Source organism: Rahnella bruchi (genome assembly GCF_003614975.1).
GTDB classification, from domain to species: domain Bacteria; phylum Pseudomonadota; class Gammaproteobacteria; order Enterobacterales; family Enterobacteriaceae; genus Rahnella; species Rahnella bruchi.
In genome coordinates this window covers 66,947-82,405 of sequence record NZ_QZWI01000003.1, presented here as the reverse complement: position 1 = coordinate 82,405, position 15,459 = coordinate 66,947, and the positions used below count along the sequence as shown (strand labels likewise).

Below are 15,459 nucleotides of genomic sequence, written 5' to 3'. Positions count from 1 at the left end.
ACATCAGGCTTTAACCGACGTATTTGGCGACGGTTTTCTTCGCGCCCACCCTTTGCAGATCGGCATAGGCAGCCTGAATGGCCTGCACGACTTTCTCTTCTTGCGGCAGTTGCTCGCCGAATACGCCGTTCAGCGCCAGCAGCGCTTTCACGCGTTCTTCACCATCCGCGGTAGACGCGACGATTTCTGCCAGCGTATCCGCCATCGGATCTTTAATCTCAATGGGCTGACCCGCATCATCCGTGCCGCCGATATAACGCATCCAGCCCGCAACGCCCAGCGCCAGCAATTCATAAGAACCGCCATTTTTTACATGCCAGCGGATGGAGTCGAGCATGCGCTGTGGCAACTTCATCGTGCCGTCCATGGCGATTTGCCAGGTGCGATGCTTGAGCGCCGGATTGCTGTAACGGGCGATCAGGCTGTCAGCGTAAGCACTGAGATCAACACCCTCGACGCTCAGCGTCGGCGCCTGTTCATGCAACATCAGCTGGTGCGCGGCGGCTTTATAGTTAGCGTCTTCCATACAATCGTTGATGTGCTGATAACCGGCGAGATAGCCCAGATAGGCAAGGAAGGAATGACTGCCGTTCAGCATGCGCAGTTTCATCTGCTCAAACGGCAACACGTCGGACACCATCTGCGCACCGGCTTTTTCCCATTCAGGACGACCTGCTACAAAGTTGTCTTCCACGACCCATTGAATGAACGGTTCACAGGCGATACCGCAAGGGTCGGCCACGCCACCGAGCGCTTCGGTGATTTCTTCCAGCGTGGTTTCAGTGGCTGCCGGAACAATGCGGTCAACCATGGTGCTTGGGAAGGAGACATTATCGGTGACCCATTTGGCCAGTTCTGCGGAGCGTGCCTTCGCCATACCCAGCACGGCGTTTTTGACCACCAGACCGTTTTCAGGAATATTGTCGCAGCACAGAACCGTGAAGCCGGGAAGCCCGCGTTCGTGTCGCAGACGCAGTGCTTCAACTAACACGCCCGGCGCGGTACATGGCACCTGACCACCGGCCAGATCCTGCTGAATTTTCGGGTTTTGCAGATCCAGTTCGCCGGTGCCTGGTTCAATGCAATAACCTTTTTCGGTGATGGTCAGGGAAACAATGGCTACCTGGGGTTCGGTCAACTTTTCCAGCACGGCATCAAGACCGTCAATGCCACCGTGGACGGATTCATGAGCTGAACCAATGATAATAGCCTGATTGCCTTCAGCCCCTTTCTCCAGCACGGTAAACAGATGATTTTGCTGACGCAGACTTTTTATCAATGTTTCATTACCAAAGAGGCTGATTTCGCAAATGCCCCAGTCTCCGCCCTGAAGATTCAGGACACGGTTGGTGAGCAGCGCCTGGTGGGCACGGTGGAATGCGCCAAAGCCGAGATGAACGATGCGGCTCTTCAGTGCATCGCGATCATAAGCAGGCAATGACACTGCTGCGGGCAAAGACGCTGTGGCAATAGTTTTCATGCAATACTCCAGGCAAGTCAGAAATAGATAATTGGTCAGGCCAAATTGGGGCTGTTTACCCGTCAGTTCAATTTTGTGCTGGATAAAGCGACGATTTAAGCCGAAATTAGGGCTTAGAGTGTAAAGTCATATGATAGAAAGGGGAATTGGTAAGTCCGGACCACCACTCATTTTGTGATGCAGATCGAGACTCTGCGCATTAATGGCAAAATCAGGCCATTAAAAAAGGAACGCCGGAGCGTTCCTTTCAATATATTGCGGGATATAGCGAGGCGCTGATTAATCCGCGCGGCCCATATAACGGCGTTCCGCGATATGAATACGGATTTTGTCCCCGGAGCTCAGGTATTCAGGCACCTGAATACTCAGGCCCGTGGCCATGACTGCCGGTTTGGTACGGGAGCTGGCAGACGCACCTTTGATGCCCGGTGCTGTTTCGACGATTTCCAGATCTACCGTCTGTGGCATTTCCAGCGCCAGCAGCTGGCTGTCGAGCGTCAGAACCTGCATGCCCTGTAATCCTTCTTCAGGAATGAACAGCAGTTCGTCTTCGATCTGCGCCTTATTGAAGGTATATGGCGTGAAGTCTTCATCATCCATAAAAATGTATTCGTCACCATCGACGTAAGAGAAGTTCACTTTACGACGGGTCAGGCTGACGGTATCAAGGATATCGTCGCCTTTAAAGCGCTCTTCTACTTTGCCGCCAGTACGTACATCAGCGAAACGCATTTTGTACAGGGTGCTGGCACCACGGGCGCTTGGGCTCTGAACATCAATATCTTTTACCAGCAGCAATTTGCCGTCGTAGTTCACAACGAAGCCGCGTTTAATTTCGTTAGCACGTGCCATATAAATAACCTGTCAGCAGAGAGATAAATAATTTGCGACACGTTACCCGCGCCGCAGATTTCAGGCAAGCAGATAGCGTAAAAAGAGTCGCCAAAACCCGCTTTATTGCGCATTTTTTATGTGTCATTTGCCAGCATGAAAAATGTTCGGGTTACCGTGTTAAAGGATAGTAAATATTTCGCTGGTGGCGCATACCACCGCCTGCTATTGTCGCGCCTCAAAATGAGGCCTGAGGAGGCTGTTGATGGACTGTCGTACCGATTGCGGAGCCTGTTGCATAGCGCCTTCAATTTCCAGCCCGATCCCCGGAATGCCTGATGGCAAACCGGCGAATACCCGTTGCGTGCAACTGGCCGATAATTTCCTGTGCAAGATTTTCACCTCGCCGCTGCGTCCGAAAGTTTGTGCCAGCCTGCAGGCCAGTCGCGAAATGTGTTTTACCCATCGCGACCATGCCCTGACGTATCTGATTAAACTTGAAGCCGATACCGCGCCTTAAACGACGGCTTCCGGTACTTCTTCTGCCGGTTTATCGACGTTTTTCACATTCCAGATACACAACACCGACCCTACTACCATCGCCAGCGCCGCATAAAACACCGCATGGTATGTCCAGAATTGCGCAATCACTCCCGCCAGAGAACCGGCAAGGATCCAGCCAGCACGCGTTGAATTGGTAAACAGCGTGGTCGCCGCACCTGCCTGACCCGGCATCAGATCCTGAAAATACAACATGCCGATCCCGGCCAGAATGCCGATGAAAATCGCGTTCAGCAGCTGTAAGGCAATCAACATTGCCGCGCCGGTGGTAAACAGAATGCATCCATAGAAAATTACACCCGCCAGCACCGCAAAGCGCATCAGGAAACGTTTACCGAGCTGCCTGGCCAGATATCCGGCGATAAGCATCGTGGGAATTTCCAGACACGCCGCACTGCCCATCAGCACGCCCGCCAGTTTTTCCGGCAACCCTAACTCACGCACCACGTACAGCGGCATATTGATGAGATAAATACTGTTGGCAGCCCACATCAGAGAACAGGCGATGAAAAGCATCAACGTATCGCGGCGGTTGCGGCGAGGTGCTTCTAGTGTGGCGGTGGTTTTGATGTGCGCTTTAGGCATGGAGGGCAGGAACATATACACCATCACGCCGCAAAGCAGGAACGCCAGCGTAGCGGCGCAGTACATAAAGGTGAACCCAAAACCCATAGACAGGGCGAAAGCCAGCGGCGGGCCGACGACCCAGGCCAGCGAAACCTGTGCCCGCAAAATAGAGCTGAACATGACAGCTTCACGACCGGTTTTTTCGGAATGCTCGCGTGCCAGAGCGAACATCTGCGGGTTCGCCGTCGAGCCAAAACTCGACAGCAAAACGCCGACAAACAGCAAAATAAAGTAATTGCGGTTGAAGGCGAACAGCACGCACGCCAGTGCACCCAGAATGCAGCAATACAAAATCAGCGTTTTGCGGTCACCGCGTTTATCCGACCAGTTGGCCAGCAACTGACTGACGAAAATGCCGATAACCGCACTACCGGTGAAGAAAATACCGACCATGAACGGGCTGACGTGAACCTGAGACGTCAGGAAAAGACTCAGTGTGGGGGTTTGTAATGCACCGGCGATGCCAGTCAGAAAAGCAATGATCAGAAAAGCGGTCGACGTCATGTCGGGTAAACGGCGGGCTGACGTTGTAGAAATTCGCATTAGCTATGTGAACCAGAAGTAGGGAAGGGGGCGAAATTTGGGCAAATGTTACGTCAGTTTAAAAAAAACAAAAACAGGTTTTGATCATCAAAAATGTAAACCGGAGTGAATTTGCCATACTGAATAATAAAAACGCACGCAGTGTTAAAAATAACCAGCTGTGCTTCTGACATCCCACTAAAGTGTCACTCCAAACAGGGTTCAGCTTACGTCAGCTTTTTGCGTCAGCCTGACTTCAGCATTTGCGTTAAGTTAACAGTGCTCAGGCGTTCCTGAACAGAAAACTGTGCGTAGCATCAAAAAATCGTCACGCCAAATAAGGGAAAGCTTGCTTTAAAAACAGGCCGGATTGAGACTCCCTGAAACGTTTCAGCGTCGTCAGCTTCTTCTATGAAATTTGATGGCGCTCCTTTTTTCTCAGTAAAGCTGAAACGATTCAATTTCAGCAGGAGAGGAGAATTATGTTCCAACTGTCACAGCAAGATATTCATATCGGTGCGGCTGCCAGCGATAAGCAGGAAGCAATTCGCCAGGTTGCAGCAGCACTGACTCAGGCGGGCCGCGTCAGCGAAGGCTATGTAGACGGCATGTTAGCGCGTGAGCTGCAAACCTCTACTTATCTGGGCAACGGCATCGCTATCCCTCACGGCACCACAGATACACGTGATCTGGTGCTTGATACCGGCGTACAGGTTTTCCAGTTCCCGCAGGGTATTGCGTGGGGCGAAGGCCAGACCGCGTATGTGGTTATCGGCATCGCGGCGCGTTCTGATGAACACCTCAGCCTGTTGCGTCAGCTGACGCACGTCTTAAGTGACGACAGCGTGGCAGAGCGTCTGGCGAAAACAGATTCGACTGAAGAACTACGAAGCCTGCTGATGGGCGAAAAAAATGCCGCTGAATTCCTGTTTGATACTCAGCTTATCGCCGTCGATGTGGCCGCTGAAAACCTGATCACCTTACAAGCGCTGAACGCCGGTCGCCTGAAAGAGATGGGTGCAGTCGATAACGCGTTTGTCAGTGATGTGATCAGCCGTAAGCCGCTGAACCTCGGGCAGGGCATCTGGCTGAGCGACAGCACAGAAGGCAACCTGAAAAGTGCAGCCACGGTAAGCCGTGCGCAGCAGGCGTTTGATCTTGAAGGTGAGAAAGTCTCCATGCTGCTGACGATTTCAGTCGCAGATGATCAGCCGCTCAATGTGCTGAATTATCTCAGTGATTTGCTGATAGCGAACAATGCTGAACGCTTGCTGACGGCTGACCCTGTGGGTGTGCTGGCATTGCTGACCAGCGAAGTGGAAGAACAAGCCAACGTGCTGACGGCGGAATATGTTATCCGTAACGAACACGGTCTGCATGCGCGTCCGGGTACGGCTTTGGTGAACGTTATCAAACAGTTCAGCAGCGAAATTACAGTAACGAATCTTGATGGCAGCGGTAAACCTGCCAATGGCCGCAGCCTGATGAAAGTAGTGGCGCTGGGCGTGAAAAAAGGTCATCACCTGCGCTTTACCGCCAGTGGTGAAGATGCAGAACTGGCATTAAAAACTATCGGTGAAGCCATTGCCGAAGGTCTTGGGGAGGGCGCATGAGCCGCAGAGTCGCCACAATTACCTTAAACCCTGCGTACGATCTAGTGGGCTATGTGCCTGAAATCGAACGTGGTGAAGTGAATCTGGTGCAAACCACCGGTTTGCACGCCGCCGGTAAAGGCATCAACGTTGCGAAAGTGCTGAAAGATCTCGGCATCGACGTCACCGTGGGTGGTTTCCTCGGTAAAGAAAATCAGGACGGCTTCCAGTTGCTGTTCAGCGATCTGGGCATCGCCAACCGTTTCCAGGTGGTAAATGGCCGTACCCGCATCAACGTCAAACTGACCGAAAAAGACGGCGAAGTCAGCGACTTCAACTTCTCCGGTTTCAATGTGACCCCTGCCGACTGGGAACGTTTCGTGACGGATTCTCTGTCATGGCTGGGCCAGTTCGATATGGTTGCTGTCAGCGGCAGTCTGCCAGCAGGCGTTGACCCTGACGCCTTCACCGACTGGATGAAACGTCTGCGTGCGCAGTGTCCGTGCATCATCTTTGACAGCAGCCGTGAAGCACTGGTTGCCGGTCTGAAAGCCGCGCCGTGGCTGGTAAAACCAAACCGTCGCGAACTGGAAATCTGGGCTGGCCGTAAATTGCCGGACCTGAGCGATGTGGTAGAAGCCGCTCACGCCTTGCGTGATCAGGGAATTGCCCACGTGGTGATTTCACTGGGTGCCGAAGGTGCCTTGTGGGTTAACGCATCGGGTGCGTGGATTGCCAAACCGCCAGCTTGTGAAGTTGTCAGCACGGTCGGTGCCGGTGATTCCATGGTCGGTGGTCTGATCTACGGCTTGCTGATGCGTGAATCCAGTGAACATACGCTGCGACTGGCAACAGCTGTTGCCGCCCTGGCTGTCAGCCAGAGTAATGTCGGTGTCACCGATCGTCCGCAGCTCGCGGCGATGATGGCCCGTGTTGACCTGAAACCCTTTTAATCCGCAGGAGGCAGAATGAAAACGCTGCTGATGATAGACAGTTCGCTCGGACAGGCTCGCAGCCATCTGGCGAAAAATTTGCTTGCTGCCGCTGCTGCAAAAGCAGGGCATCAGGTCGTTGAACAGGCCGCTGACGCTGACGTCGTCATTGTTGCCGGTGAAACGGTGCCAAACGACGCCACCCTGACCGGCAAAAATATTTATACCGGTAATGTGGCGGATGCCGTGCGTGATCCACAGGCATTTCTGCAACGTGCGCTGACCGAAGCCAAACCTTATGTTGCACCGGTTGCGGCAGCAGTAGCCGCACCGGCAGCTGGCGGCCCGAAACGTATCGTCGCAATCACTGCCTGCCCGACCGGTGTCGCACACACCTTTATGGCGGCTGAAGCCATTGAAAGTGAAGCGAAAAAACGCGGCTGGTGGGTAAAAGTCGAAACCCGCGGTTCCGTGGGCGCAGGCAATGCTATTACCCCTGAAGAAGTTGCAGCGGCCGATCTGGTGATTGTCGCGGCTGACATCGAAGTGGATCTGGCGAAATTTGCCGGTAAGCCGATGTACCGCACTTCTACCGGTCTGGCACTGAAAAAGACGAAGCAGGAACTGGACAAAGCACTGGTCGAAGCTGAGCTGTTCCAGCCTGCGACGCAGGGCGCAGCATCCGGCACCAAGAAGAAAGAAGCGGGCGGCACAGGCCCATACCGTCACCTCCTGACCGGCGTGTCTTACATGCTGCCAATGGTGGTTGCGGGGGGGCTTTGTATCGCACTGTCATTCGTCTTCGGTATCAAAGCTTTTGAAGTCAAAGGCACGCTGGCAGCTGCGCTGATGCAAATCGGTGGCGCTTCAGCCTTCGCGCTGATGGTACCCGTTCTGGCCGGTTTTATTGCTTTCTCCATCGCTGACCGTCCGGGTCTGACGCCGGGCCTTATCGGCGGTATGCTGGCGGTGAGCACCGGTGCTGGTTTCCTCGGCGGTATTATTGCCGGTTTCCTGGCGGGTTATGTGGCGAAAGCCATCAGCGGCAAGCTGAAATTACCGCAAAGTATGGAAGCCCTGAAACCTATCCTGATCATTCCGCTGGTCGCGAGCCTGATTACCGGTCTGGTGATGATTTATGTTGTCGGTACGCCGGTCGCTAAAATCATGGCAGGTCTGACAGCATGGCTGCAATCTCTGGGTACAGCTAATGCGGTTCTGCTGGGCGCAATCCTTGGTGCGATGATGTGTACCGACATGGGTGGCCCGGTGAACAAAGCTGCTTACGCGTTCGGCGTGGCACTGCTGAGTTCTTCCGTCTACGCACCAATGGCCGCCATTATGGCCGCCGGTATGGTTCCGCCGCTGGCGATGGGTCTGGCAACACTGCTGGCGCGTCATAAGTTTGAGCAAAGTGAACGTGAAGGCGGTAAAGCGGCGCTGGTGCTGGGTCTGTGCTTTATCTCTGAAGGTGCGATACCGTTCGCAGCCCGTGACCCGATGCGCGTTCTGCCATGCTGTATCGCAGGTGGCGCACTGACCGGTGCTCTGTCGATGGCATTCCACGCACAACTGATGGCACCACACGGCGGTCTGTTCGTTCTGCTGATCCCGGGCGCAATCACACCCGTTCTCGGATATCTGGTGGCGATCATCGCCGGTACGGTTCTGGCAGGCGGTGCTTATGCGGTTCTGAAACGTTCAGATGCTGCGTTAGCCGCGAAAGCTGCATAACGGTAAGCCGTTAAAAAACAAAAAGGCGCGACATGTGAATGTCGCGCCTTTTTTATTGCTGCGCCCTCCGCGAAGGGTGCGGGCAGGCTTATGCCGCTGCTTCGCCGTTATCGGCTGTCTGCTGGGCTTTCAGCCAGGCAATTTCATCTTTCCAGATATCCGGATTGACCGTTTCGAGGATCATCGGAATGCCGTCGAAACGGGCATCTTTCATCATCCAGCTGAAAACTGTATTGCCGATATTGCCTTCACCGAGGCTGTGATGGCGGTCAACGCGGCTGTTGAATTCGCTTTTCGCGTCGTTCAGGTGCATACCGCGCAGATATTTAAAACCGACTACCTCTTCGAAATGTTTGAAGGTTCTCTCGCATTCTTCCACGGTACGCAGGTCATAACCGGCGGCGAAGGCGTGGCAGGTATCGATGCAGACACCGACGCGGCTTTTATCTTCCACGCCGTCGATAATTTTCGCCAGATGCTCAAAGCGGAAACCGAGGTTGCTGCCCTGACCGGCAGTATTTTCGATAACGGCAGTGACGCCTTTCGTTTTATCCAGAGCAATGTTCAGGGATTCAGAAATCAGTTCTAGGCATTTATCTTCCTCGATTTGCATCAGATGGCTGCCAGGATGGAAGTTCAGCAGCGACAAACCCAGCTGCTCGCAGCGCTGCAATTCATCAAGGAAGGCTTCGCGGGATTTTTCCAGCGCTTCCGTCACCGGATGCCCGAGGTTAATCAGATAGCTGTCGTGCGGTAAAATCTGGTTGCTTGTGTAGCCGTATTTTTCACAAGCCAGTTTGAATTTTTCAATCACATCTTCCGGCAATGGTGCGGCTTTCCACTGACGTTGATTCTTAGTGAAAAGCGCAAAAGCCGTGGCTTCCAGCTCATGTGCGCGCAATACCGCCTGATCGACACCACCGGCTGCACTGACGTGTGCTCCCACAAACTTCATTTTTGCTCCTCAGTCATTCATCGCGTTTATCAACGAATAATAGCGCCTCCGGACAGGAGGCGCAGCATCGGAGTGTTAAAAGCCGCAACATCAGCCAAAAAGATGCTGAACCAGCTGGTTGATACCGGCGCCGCCGACAATCAGCCAGATGAACAGGATTGCCGCCAGCAGCATCGGTTTCAGCCCCGCCTGACGCAGCGCGCTCATATGCGTTGTCAGCCCGAGAGCCGCCATCGCCATCGCCAGTAATACGGTATCGAGCGTAATCAGCGGCGGTATCCAGCTGTGTGGCAGAATATCCAGTGAGTTGAACGCGGCCACCAGAATAAACAGCAGGGCAAACCACGGAATGGTGATGTTGCGCATACCGGCGTTCTGGCCGCCTTGCTGGATTTCACGGCGTGATTTCCAGCCAGAGAGCAGCAGCAGGAACGGAGCCAGCATCATCACGCGGATCATCTTGGCAATTACCGCCGCATTTTCAGCGTCCGGACTGACACCCTGACCGGCTGCCACAACCTGCGCGACTTCATGCACCGTCGAACCGGTATAAATCCCAAACTGTGACGCGGTGAAACTCAGCCAGTGATATTGCTCATTAAGGTGCCACAGCCACGGATACAGAAAGATAGCCGCCGTCCCGAAGATGACCACAGTCGCCACCGCCACGGTGACTTTTTCCGCTTTGGCATCCAGCACCGGTTCGGTCGCCATCACCGCAGCTGCACCACAGATACTGCTGCCCGCGCCAATTAGCATCGACGTATCTCGGTCTAATTTAAATACCCGTTGTCCCAGCCAGCAGGCAAGCGCGAAGGTGGAGCACAACATCATGGCATCGATAAGGATCCCGGTTGCGCCAACATCGGCGATTTGTGCGAACGTCAGGCGCATGCCGTACAGGATAATCCCCAGGCGCAGCAGACGCTGTTTTGCCAGCGTGACACCGCTGTCACACCAGGGCTTTGCGGCCGGATAAACCGTATTCCCGACGACCATCCCGATAACAATCGCCAGCGTCAGTGCGCTGAGGCCGAGGTGGCTCAGCGACGGGAAATTGCTTAACCATACCGCCAGTCCGGTAATAGCACCGGTCAGTGCCAGGCCAGGGAGCAGACGGTAGTATCCGCCATGTTTTTGCAGCGCAGGCTGGTCAACATCATGTTTAAGCGCGTCGCTTTTATGCAGTGAAAACTGAGTCATCGTCCGTTCCTCGTTCAGGAGTGATGACCTAAGGCTACGCCGCGCTTATATAAAAATGAAATAGATTATAACTTTATAACCTATCTGAAAAACTGGTATAAAGAATCCATTCAAAAGAGACCTGCAAGGCAAAGGTCTATACTAAAGAGAACAAGCGTGCAGTCAGGCGCATGAGAACAGCGGGACATTTATGCACATAACATTGCGACAACTTGAAGTTTTCGCCGAGGTGCTGAAAAGCGGTTCGACCACGCAGGCGTCAGTTGTGCTTTCATTATCACAATCTGCTGTCAGTGCGGCGCTGGCCGATATCGAAGGGCAGCTCGGCGTGCAGTTATTTGACCGGGTCGGAAAGCGGCTGGTAATTAATGAGCATGGGCGTTTGCTGTACCCGAAAGCCCTGGCCTTGCTGGAACAGGCCGGGGAAATCGAACGTCTGTTTAATCAGGACAACGGCTCACTGCGCATTGGTGCCAGCAGCACCATTGGCAACTACATGCTCCCGGCGATGATTGCCGGTTACCGGCTGGATTTTCCTGATACGCCGCTGGAGCTGAACGTCGGCAACACTAACGACGTCATCAATACGGTGGCAGATTTTCGTGTCGATCTGGGGCTTATCGAAGGCCCGTGCCAGATGCCGGAGCTGATCACTCAGACCTGGCTGGACGATGAACTGGTGGTGTTCGTTGCGCCCGAAAATCCGCTGGCGGGGCAGGTTGTTTCACTCGAATCGCTGGCGCGGGAACCATGGATTTTGCGTGAGCGCGGTTCCGGTACCCGCGAAGTGCTCGACCATCTGCTGTTACCGCAATTACCCGATTTCAATCTGGTGATGGAACTGGGTAATTCTGAGGCCATCAAGCACGCAGTGCGTCACGGAATTGGTATCAGCTGCCTTTCCCGACGGGTGATTGCGGAGCAACTGGCCAGTGGTTCACTGGTGGAAATTCATCTGCCGGTCGCGCCACTGGTGCGCAAACTTTACCTTATCCACCATCGCCAGAAACACATCTCAGGCGCGTTGTCGCGCTTCTTAACTTACTGCCGTGAAGCTCAATAACGGTCTTTCGCTAATGATCCACGGCCTGTTATGAAGGTGTCTTATAACAGGTCGATCCTGCTATTCAGAGCGGCAGGTTTTGCTACAATCCGCGCTTAAATTTCCACATGACGAGCGGATATAGGGTAAAAATGGCTCAACAACCTACAAAAAATACGCAGGTGGCTCCCACACTGCGTCGCGAGCTGAAGGCACGTCACTTAACGATGATCGCCATCGGCGGTTCAATTGGTACGGGTTTATTCGTCGCATCCGGTGCGACAGTTTCACAGGCAGGGCCGGGTGGCGCGCTGCTCTCCTACGCATTAATCGGCATCATGGTTTACTTCCTGATGACAAGCCTCGGTGAACTGGCGGCGTTCATGCCGGTATCCGGCTCATTCTCCACATACGGTTCCCGCTATGTAGAAGAAGGCTTTGGTTTCGCACTCGGCTGGAACTACTGGTACAACTGGGCAGTCACCATCGCGGTTGACCTGGTTGCCTCACAGCTGGTGATGAACTACTGGTTCCCGGACACGCCGGGCTGGATCTGGAGCGCCTTGTTCCTTGGGCTGATCTTCTTGCTGAATTACATCTCTGTTCGCGGTTTCGGCGAAGCAGAATACTGGTTCTCGCTGATCAAAGTGGTCACCGTCATCATCTTTATCGCCGTGGGCGTGCTGATGATCACCGGCATTATGCGCGGTGGCGAAACGGCTGGCTGGCATAACTGGGCCATCGGTGACGCACCCTTTGCAGGCGGCTTTGCGTCGATGATAGGCGTGGCGATGATAGTCGGCTTCTCCTTCCAGGGTACCGAACTGATTGGCGTCGCAGCCGGTGAATCTGAAAACCCGGCCAAAAACATCCCGCGTGCGGTTCGTCAGGTATTCTGGCGTATCCTGCTGTTCTATATTCTGGCGATTCTGGTGATCAGTCTGATCATTCCTTATACCGATCCGAATCTGCTGCGTAACGAAGTCGGCGATATCTCAGTCAGCCCGTTCACGCTGGTGTTCCGCAATGCCGGTCTGCTGTCAGCGGCGGCGGTGATGAATGCGGTTATTCTGACTGCCGTACTGTCTGCCGGTAACTCAGGGATGTACGCCTCTACCCGTATGCTGTTTACGCTGGCAAGCGAAGGCAAAGCGCCGCGCATGTTCGCCAAACTGTCGAAAGGCGGTGTGCCGCGTAATGCGCTTTATGCCACCACGATTGTGGCAGCATTGTGCTTCCTGAGTTCGATGTTTGGTAATCAGACCGTTTACCTGTGGCTGCTGAACACGTCTGGTATGACCGGTTTTATTGCCTGGCTCGGGATTGCTATCAGCCATTACCGTTTCCGTCGTGGTTATGTCTCACAAGGACGCGACCTCAAGAAACTGCCATATCTGTCTGGTTTCTTCCCGTTCGGTCCGATCTTCGCCTTTGTTTTGTGTCTGATTATTACGCTGGGGCAAAACTATCAGGCGTTTATGAAAGACACAATTGACTGGTATGGCGTGGCCGCGACATACATCGGCCTGCCGCTGTTCCTGATCATCTGGTTCGGCTACAAGCTGACCAAAGGCACTAAAGTAGTGAAATACAGCGAAATGGAATTCCCGGAACATGTCGATAAGTAACCGGCAGGGATATCCAGCTATTTGAAAAGCGGAGCTCAGGCTCCGTTTTTTTATATCTGCAATTCAGTAAAGGAGAGCGGACAACATCATGCTTTGTTACCGCTGCGTTTAATGTCTGAGTCTGATAGGTTTTGCAAAACACATTGATAATTATTATCATTTATTCCCTTTCTTGGGGAATAGCAGAACATCTGTTCCCGCCGTAAGTTTTTAACTTAATGAGATTGAAGCGAAAATGAGTGCAACTACCGAACCCGCGCTGGCGGTGAAAGGCAACGCCCCGGACGGCGTGATGGGGCGATACCAGAATATCGTCCGCCGCCGTCTGTTAATCATGCTGGTCCTGGTGCTGGCGATCGTCGTCTCACTGGTGATTGATTTCATTATGGGGCCGTCGGGGTTGTCGCTCAGTACGCTGTGGAAAACCCTGTTTGATGCGGCAGCAGCCGATCCGGGTACGCGCGTAATTGTCTGGGATATTCGCCTGCCTTACGCGCTGATGGCCGTGACGGTAGGCATGTCGCTGGGTCTTGCCGGTGCAGAAATGCAGACCATCCTTAATAACCCGCTGGCCAGTCCGTTCACGCTGGGTGTGTCTTCTGCTGCGGCGTTTGGTGCGGCGCTGGCGATTGTGCTGGGTATCGGGATCCCGGGCATTCCTGACCAGTGGTTTATCTCAGCCAACGCCTTTATTTTTGCGCTGCTGGCCGCCCTGATGCTCGATGGCATCACCCGCTGGACGCGTGTTGCCAGTTCCGGCGTGGTGCTGTTTGGTATTGCGCTGGTATTTACCTTCAACGCCCTGGTTTCGCTGATGCAGTTTATTGCCACTGAAGACACCCTGCAGGGGCTGGTTTTCTGGACGATGGGCAGTCTGGCGCGCGCCTCGTGGGTGAAACTGGGTGTGATGTTGCTGGCTTTCCTGATTCTGTTGCCGTGGTCGATGATGAGCGCGTGGAAGCTGACGGCGCTGCGTCTGGGTGAAGATCGCGCGGTGAGTTTTGGTATCGACGTGCGCCGCTTGCGCCTCGGCACCTTGCTGCGTATCAGTATTCTTTCCGCACTGGCGGTGGCATTTGTCGGCCCGATTGGTTTCATTGGCCTGGTGGCGCCACACATAGCCCGTCTGATGTTCGGTGAAGATCACCGTTTCTACCTGCCAGCCAGTGCGCTGATTGGAGCGCTGGTGCTTTCGATGGCGTCCGTGGCCTCTAAAAATCTGGTGCCGGGTGTCATTATTCCGGTGGGTATCGTCACCTCGTTGGTCGGCGTGCCGTTCTTCCTGAGTATTATTCTTCGTCACCGGGGGAACGTCTGATGTCAGCAATGCTCGAAACGCGTCCTGAAGATTTACTGAATACGGCCACGCAGGGGCTGCAAATCCGCGATTTTAATGCGGGCTATCCGAAGCGCCATGTGATCCGCCATCTCAATGTGCCGATGCTGCCACGTGGCAAAATTACGGTTTTGCTCGGGCCAAACGGCAGCGGAAAATCGACATTACTGCGTTCACTCGCCGGGCTAAACCGGGCGGAAGGGCAATTGTTGCTCGACGGCCATGACTTAATGCCGATGCCTTTTGCGCGCCGCGCCGAACAGGTCGTGTACCTGCCGCAGACCCTGCCTGCGGGTGTGCATCTGCATGTGCTGGAATCCATTATCGTGGCGCAGCGGGCATCCGGCGGTAAGGGAAAAGCTTCGCAAGGTACCGATAAAGTGATGACGCTGCTGCGTCAGCTGGGTATCGAGCATCTGGCGCTGAGCTATCTCGATCAGCTTTCCGGCGGCCAGAAACAGCTGGTCGGTCTGGCGCAATCGCTGATTCGTCAGCCTTCATTACTGCTGCTCGACGAACCTCTCAGTGCACTGGATCTCAATTATCAGTTCCACGTCATGGATCTGGTTCGTAAGGAAACGCAGAAACGCAATATCGTCACCGTAGTGGTTGTGCATGACATCAATATTGCACTGCGTCACGGCGACCGCGTGCTGATGCTCAAAGACGGCAATCTGATTGCCGATGGCGAACCGGAAGAGGTGATCACGCCGGAAAGTCTGGCGCGGGTTTACGGCGTACGGGGGCGGATTGAGCGTTGCTCGCAGGGGACACCGCAGATACTGATTGACGGGTTAGTGGGGGATATCGGGTAAGCCACCCAGACTGGGCTCAGTTCAAGGTCAATACCAAGACCTTGGGTTGCCACCCAAACTGGCCTTAAGAGGCGCCTATCTCCGCGCCTCTTAAGAATCTCCGGCTCATTTACTGCGCGCTCCGCTGGCTGGCTATGTTTCAGGTATCGCAGCGACAGGCTGGAAAGCTTGCCGCTTTGCGGTTCCTTCACTCGGTCCTGG

At 54.1% G+C, this 15,459-nt stretch carries 13 protein-coding genes; 8 read left to right on the top strand and 5 right to left on the bottom strand.

Annotation, left to right across the window (positions count from 1 at the left end; all coding sequences use genetic code 11):
- Positions 1-10: 10 nt before the first annotated feature.
- Together D5398_RS07635 and yeiP are read right to left on the bottom strand one after the other, a co-directional pair.
- Complete coding sequence (locus D5398_RS07635) at positions 11-1,480, bottom strand: mannitol dehydrogenase family protein (RefSeq protein WP_120507075.1); 1,470 nt, start codon at positions 1,478-1,480, stop codon at positions 11-13.
- A gap of 279 nt (positions 1,481-1,759) precedes the next feature.
- Entirely contained in the window at positions 1,760-2,332 is a 573-nt protein-coding gene (yeiP, locus tag D5398_RS07630) for an elongation factor P-like protein YeiP (RefSeq protein WP_095922781.1), read from the bottom strand.
- 244 nt (positions 2,333-2,576) lie between these two features.
- Between yeiP and D5398_RS07625 the strand changes: the two genes are divergently transcribed.
- The gene (locus tag D5398_RS07625; protein ID WP_120507074.1) at positions 2,577-2,831 is read left to right on the top strand and encodes a YkgJ family cysteine cluster protein; all 255 of its coding nucleotides are present in this window, start codon (positions 2,577-2,579) and stop codon (positions 2,829-2,831) included.
- Here the strand turns inward: D5398_RS07625 and D5398_RS07620 are convergent.
- Positions 2,828-4,042 (bottom strand): sugar efflux transporter, encoded by a 1,215-nt coding sequence (locus D5398_RS07620; protein WP_120507073.1) that lies wholly within the window; start codon positions 4,040-4,042, stop codon positions 2,828-2,830. The two genes, D5398_RS07625 and D5398_RS07620, sit on opposite strands and share 4 nt — an antisense overlap.
- A gap of 461 nt (positions 4,043-4,503) precedes the next feature.
- Between D5398_RS07620 and fruB the strand changes: the two genes are divergently transcribed.
- Genes fruB through fruA form a run of 3 tightly spaced genes read left to right on the top strand, consistent with a single transcriptional unit; the run spans position 4,504 to position 8,279 of the window.
- The gene (fruB, locus tag D5398_RS07615; RefSeq protein ID WP_120507072.1) at positions 4,504-5,634 is read left to right on the top strand and encodes a fused PTS fructose transporter subunit IIA/HPr protein; all 1,131 of its coding nucleotides are present in this window, start codon (positions 4,504-4,506) and stop codon (positions 5,632-5,634) included.
- Positions 5,631-6,566 (top strand): 1-phosphofructokinase, encoded by a 936-nt coding sequence (gene fruK / locus D5398_RS07610; RefSeq protein ID WP_120507071.1) that lies wholly within the window; start codon positions 5,631-5,633, stop codon positions 6,564-6,566. Before fruB ends, fruK begins: the two co-directional genes overlap by 4 nt.
- A gap of 15 nt (positions 6,567-6,581) precedes the next feature.
- Positions 6,582-8,279 (top strand): PTS fructose transporter subunit IIBC, encoded by a 1,698-nt coding sequence (gene fruA / locus D5398_RS07605; RefSeq protein WP_120507070.1) that lies wholly within the window; start codon positions 6,582-6,584, stop codon positions 8,277-8,279.
- Between the two features lie 88 nt (positions 8,280-8,367).
- Here fruA and nfo read toward each other — a convergent pair whose 3' ends face one another.
- Together nfo and D5398_RS07595 are read right to left on the bottom strand one after the other, a co-directional pair.
- Positions 8,368-9,234 (bottom strand): deoxyribonuclease IV, encoded by an 867-nt coding sequence (gene nfo / locus D5398_RS07600; protein ID WP_120507069.1) that lies wholly within the window; start codon positions 9,232-9,234, stop codon positions 8,368-8,370.
- Between the two features lie 90 nt (positions 9,235-9,324).
- Positions 9,325-10,437: a YeiH family protein gene (locus D5398_RS07595; protein ID WP_244216725.1), complete on the bottom strand. Its 1,113-nt coding sequence runs from the start codon at positions 10,435-10,437 to the stop codon at positions 9,325-9,327.
- A gap of 190 nt (positions 10,438-10,627) precedes the next feature.
- Here D5398_RS07595 and yieE point away from each other — a divergent pair, with 190 nt between their 5' ends.
- From yieE to D5398_RS07575, 4 genes are all read left to right on the top strand, one after another.
- Positions 10,628-11,500: a DNA-binding transcriptional regulator YeiE gene (gene yieE / locus D5398_RS07590; RefSeq protein ID WP_120507068.1), complete on the top strand. Its 873-nt coding sequence runs from the start codon at positions 10,628-10,630 to the stop codon at positions 11,498-11,500.
- Positions 11,501-11,631: 131 nt separating this feature from the next.
- Entirely contained in the window at positions 11,632-13,107 is a 1,476-nt protein-coding gene (locus tag D5398_RS07585) for an amino acid permease (protein ID WP_120507067.1), read from the top strand.
- A gap of 235 nt (positions 13,108-13,342) precedes the next feature.
- Positions 13,343-14,425: a FecCD family ABC transporter permease gene (locus D5398_RS07580; RefSeq protein ID WP_120507066.1), complete on the top strand. Its 1,083-nt coding sequence runs from the start codon at positions 13,343-13,345 to the stop codon at positions 14,423-14,425.
- A complete protein-coding gene (locus D5398_RS07575) occupies positions 14,425-15,258 on the top strand; it encodes an ABC transporter ATP-binding protein (protein WP_120507065.1) in 834 nt (277 codons plus the stop codon). Before D5398_RS07580 ends, D5398_RS07575 begins: the two co-directional genes overlap by 1 nt.
- The last annotated feature ends 201 nt before the right edge of the window (positions 15,259-15,459 follow it).

Excerpts from the sequence above, each read along its gene's own strand:
- D5398_RS07635 (WP_120507075.1), bottom strand. The coding sequence starts at position 1,480 with ATGAAAACTATTGCCACAGCGTCTTTGCCCGCAGCAGTGTCATTGCCT.
- yeiP (WP_095922781.1), bottom strand. The coding sequence starts at position 2,332 with ATGGCACGTGCTAACGAAATTAAACGCGGCTTCGTTGTGAACTACGAC.
- D5398_RS07625 (WP_120507074.1), top strand. The coding sequence starts at position 2,577 with ATGGACTGTCGTACCGATTGCGGAGCCTGTTGCATAGCGCCTTCAATT.
- D5398_RS07620 (WP_120507073.1), bottom strand. The coding sequence starts at position 4,042 with ATGCGAATTTCTACAACGTCAGCCCGCCGTTTACCCGACATGACGTCG.
- fruB (WP_120507072.1), top strand. The coding sequence starts at position 4,504 with ATGTTCCAACTGTCACAGCAAGATATTCATATCGGTGCGGCTGCCAGC.
- fruK (WP_120507071.1), top strand. The coding sequence starts at position 5,631 with ATGAGCCGCAGAGTCGCCACAATTACCTTAAACCCTGCGTACGATCTA.
- fruA (WP_120507070.1), top strand. The coding sequence starts at position 6,582 with ATGAAAACGCTGCTGATGATAGACAGTTCGCTCGGACAGGCTCGCAGC.
- nfo (WP_120507069.1), bottom strand. The coding sequence starts at position 9,234 with ATGAAGTTTGTGGGAGCACACGTCAGTGCAGCCGGTGGTGTCGATCAG.
- D5398_RS07595 (WP_244216725.1), bottom strand. The coding sequence starts at position 10,437 with ATGACTCAGTTTTCACTGCATAAAAGCGACGCGCTTAAACATGATGTT.
- yieE (WP_120507068.1), top strand. The coding sequence starts at position 10,628 with ATGCACATAACATTGCGACAACTTGAAGTTTTCGCCGAGGTGCTGAAA.
- D5398_RS07585 (WP_120507067.1), top strand. The coding sequence starts at position 11,632 with ATGGCTCAACAACCTACAAAAAATACGCAGGTGGCTCCCACACTGCGT.
- D5398_RS07580 (WP_120507066.1), top strand. The coding sequence starts at position 13,343 with ATGAGTGCAACTACCGAACCCGCGCTGGCGGTGAAAGGCAACGCCCCG.
- D5398_RS07575 (WP_120507065.1), top strand. The coding sequence starts at position 14,425 with ATGTCAGCAATGCTCGAAACGCGTCCTGAAGATTTACTGAATACGGCC.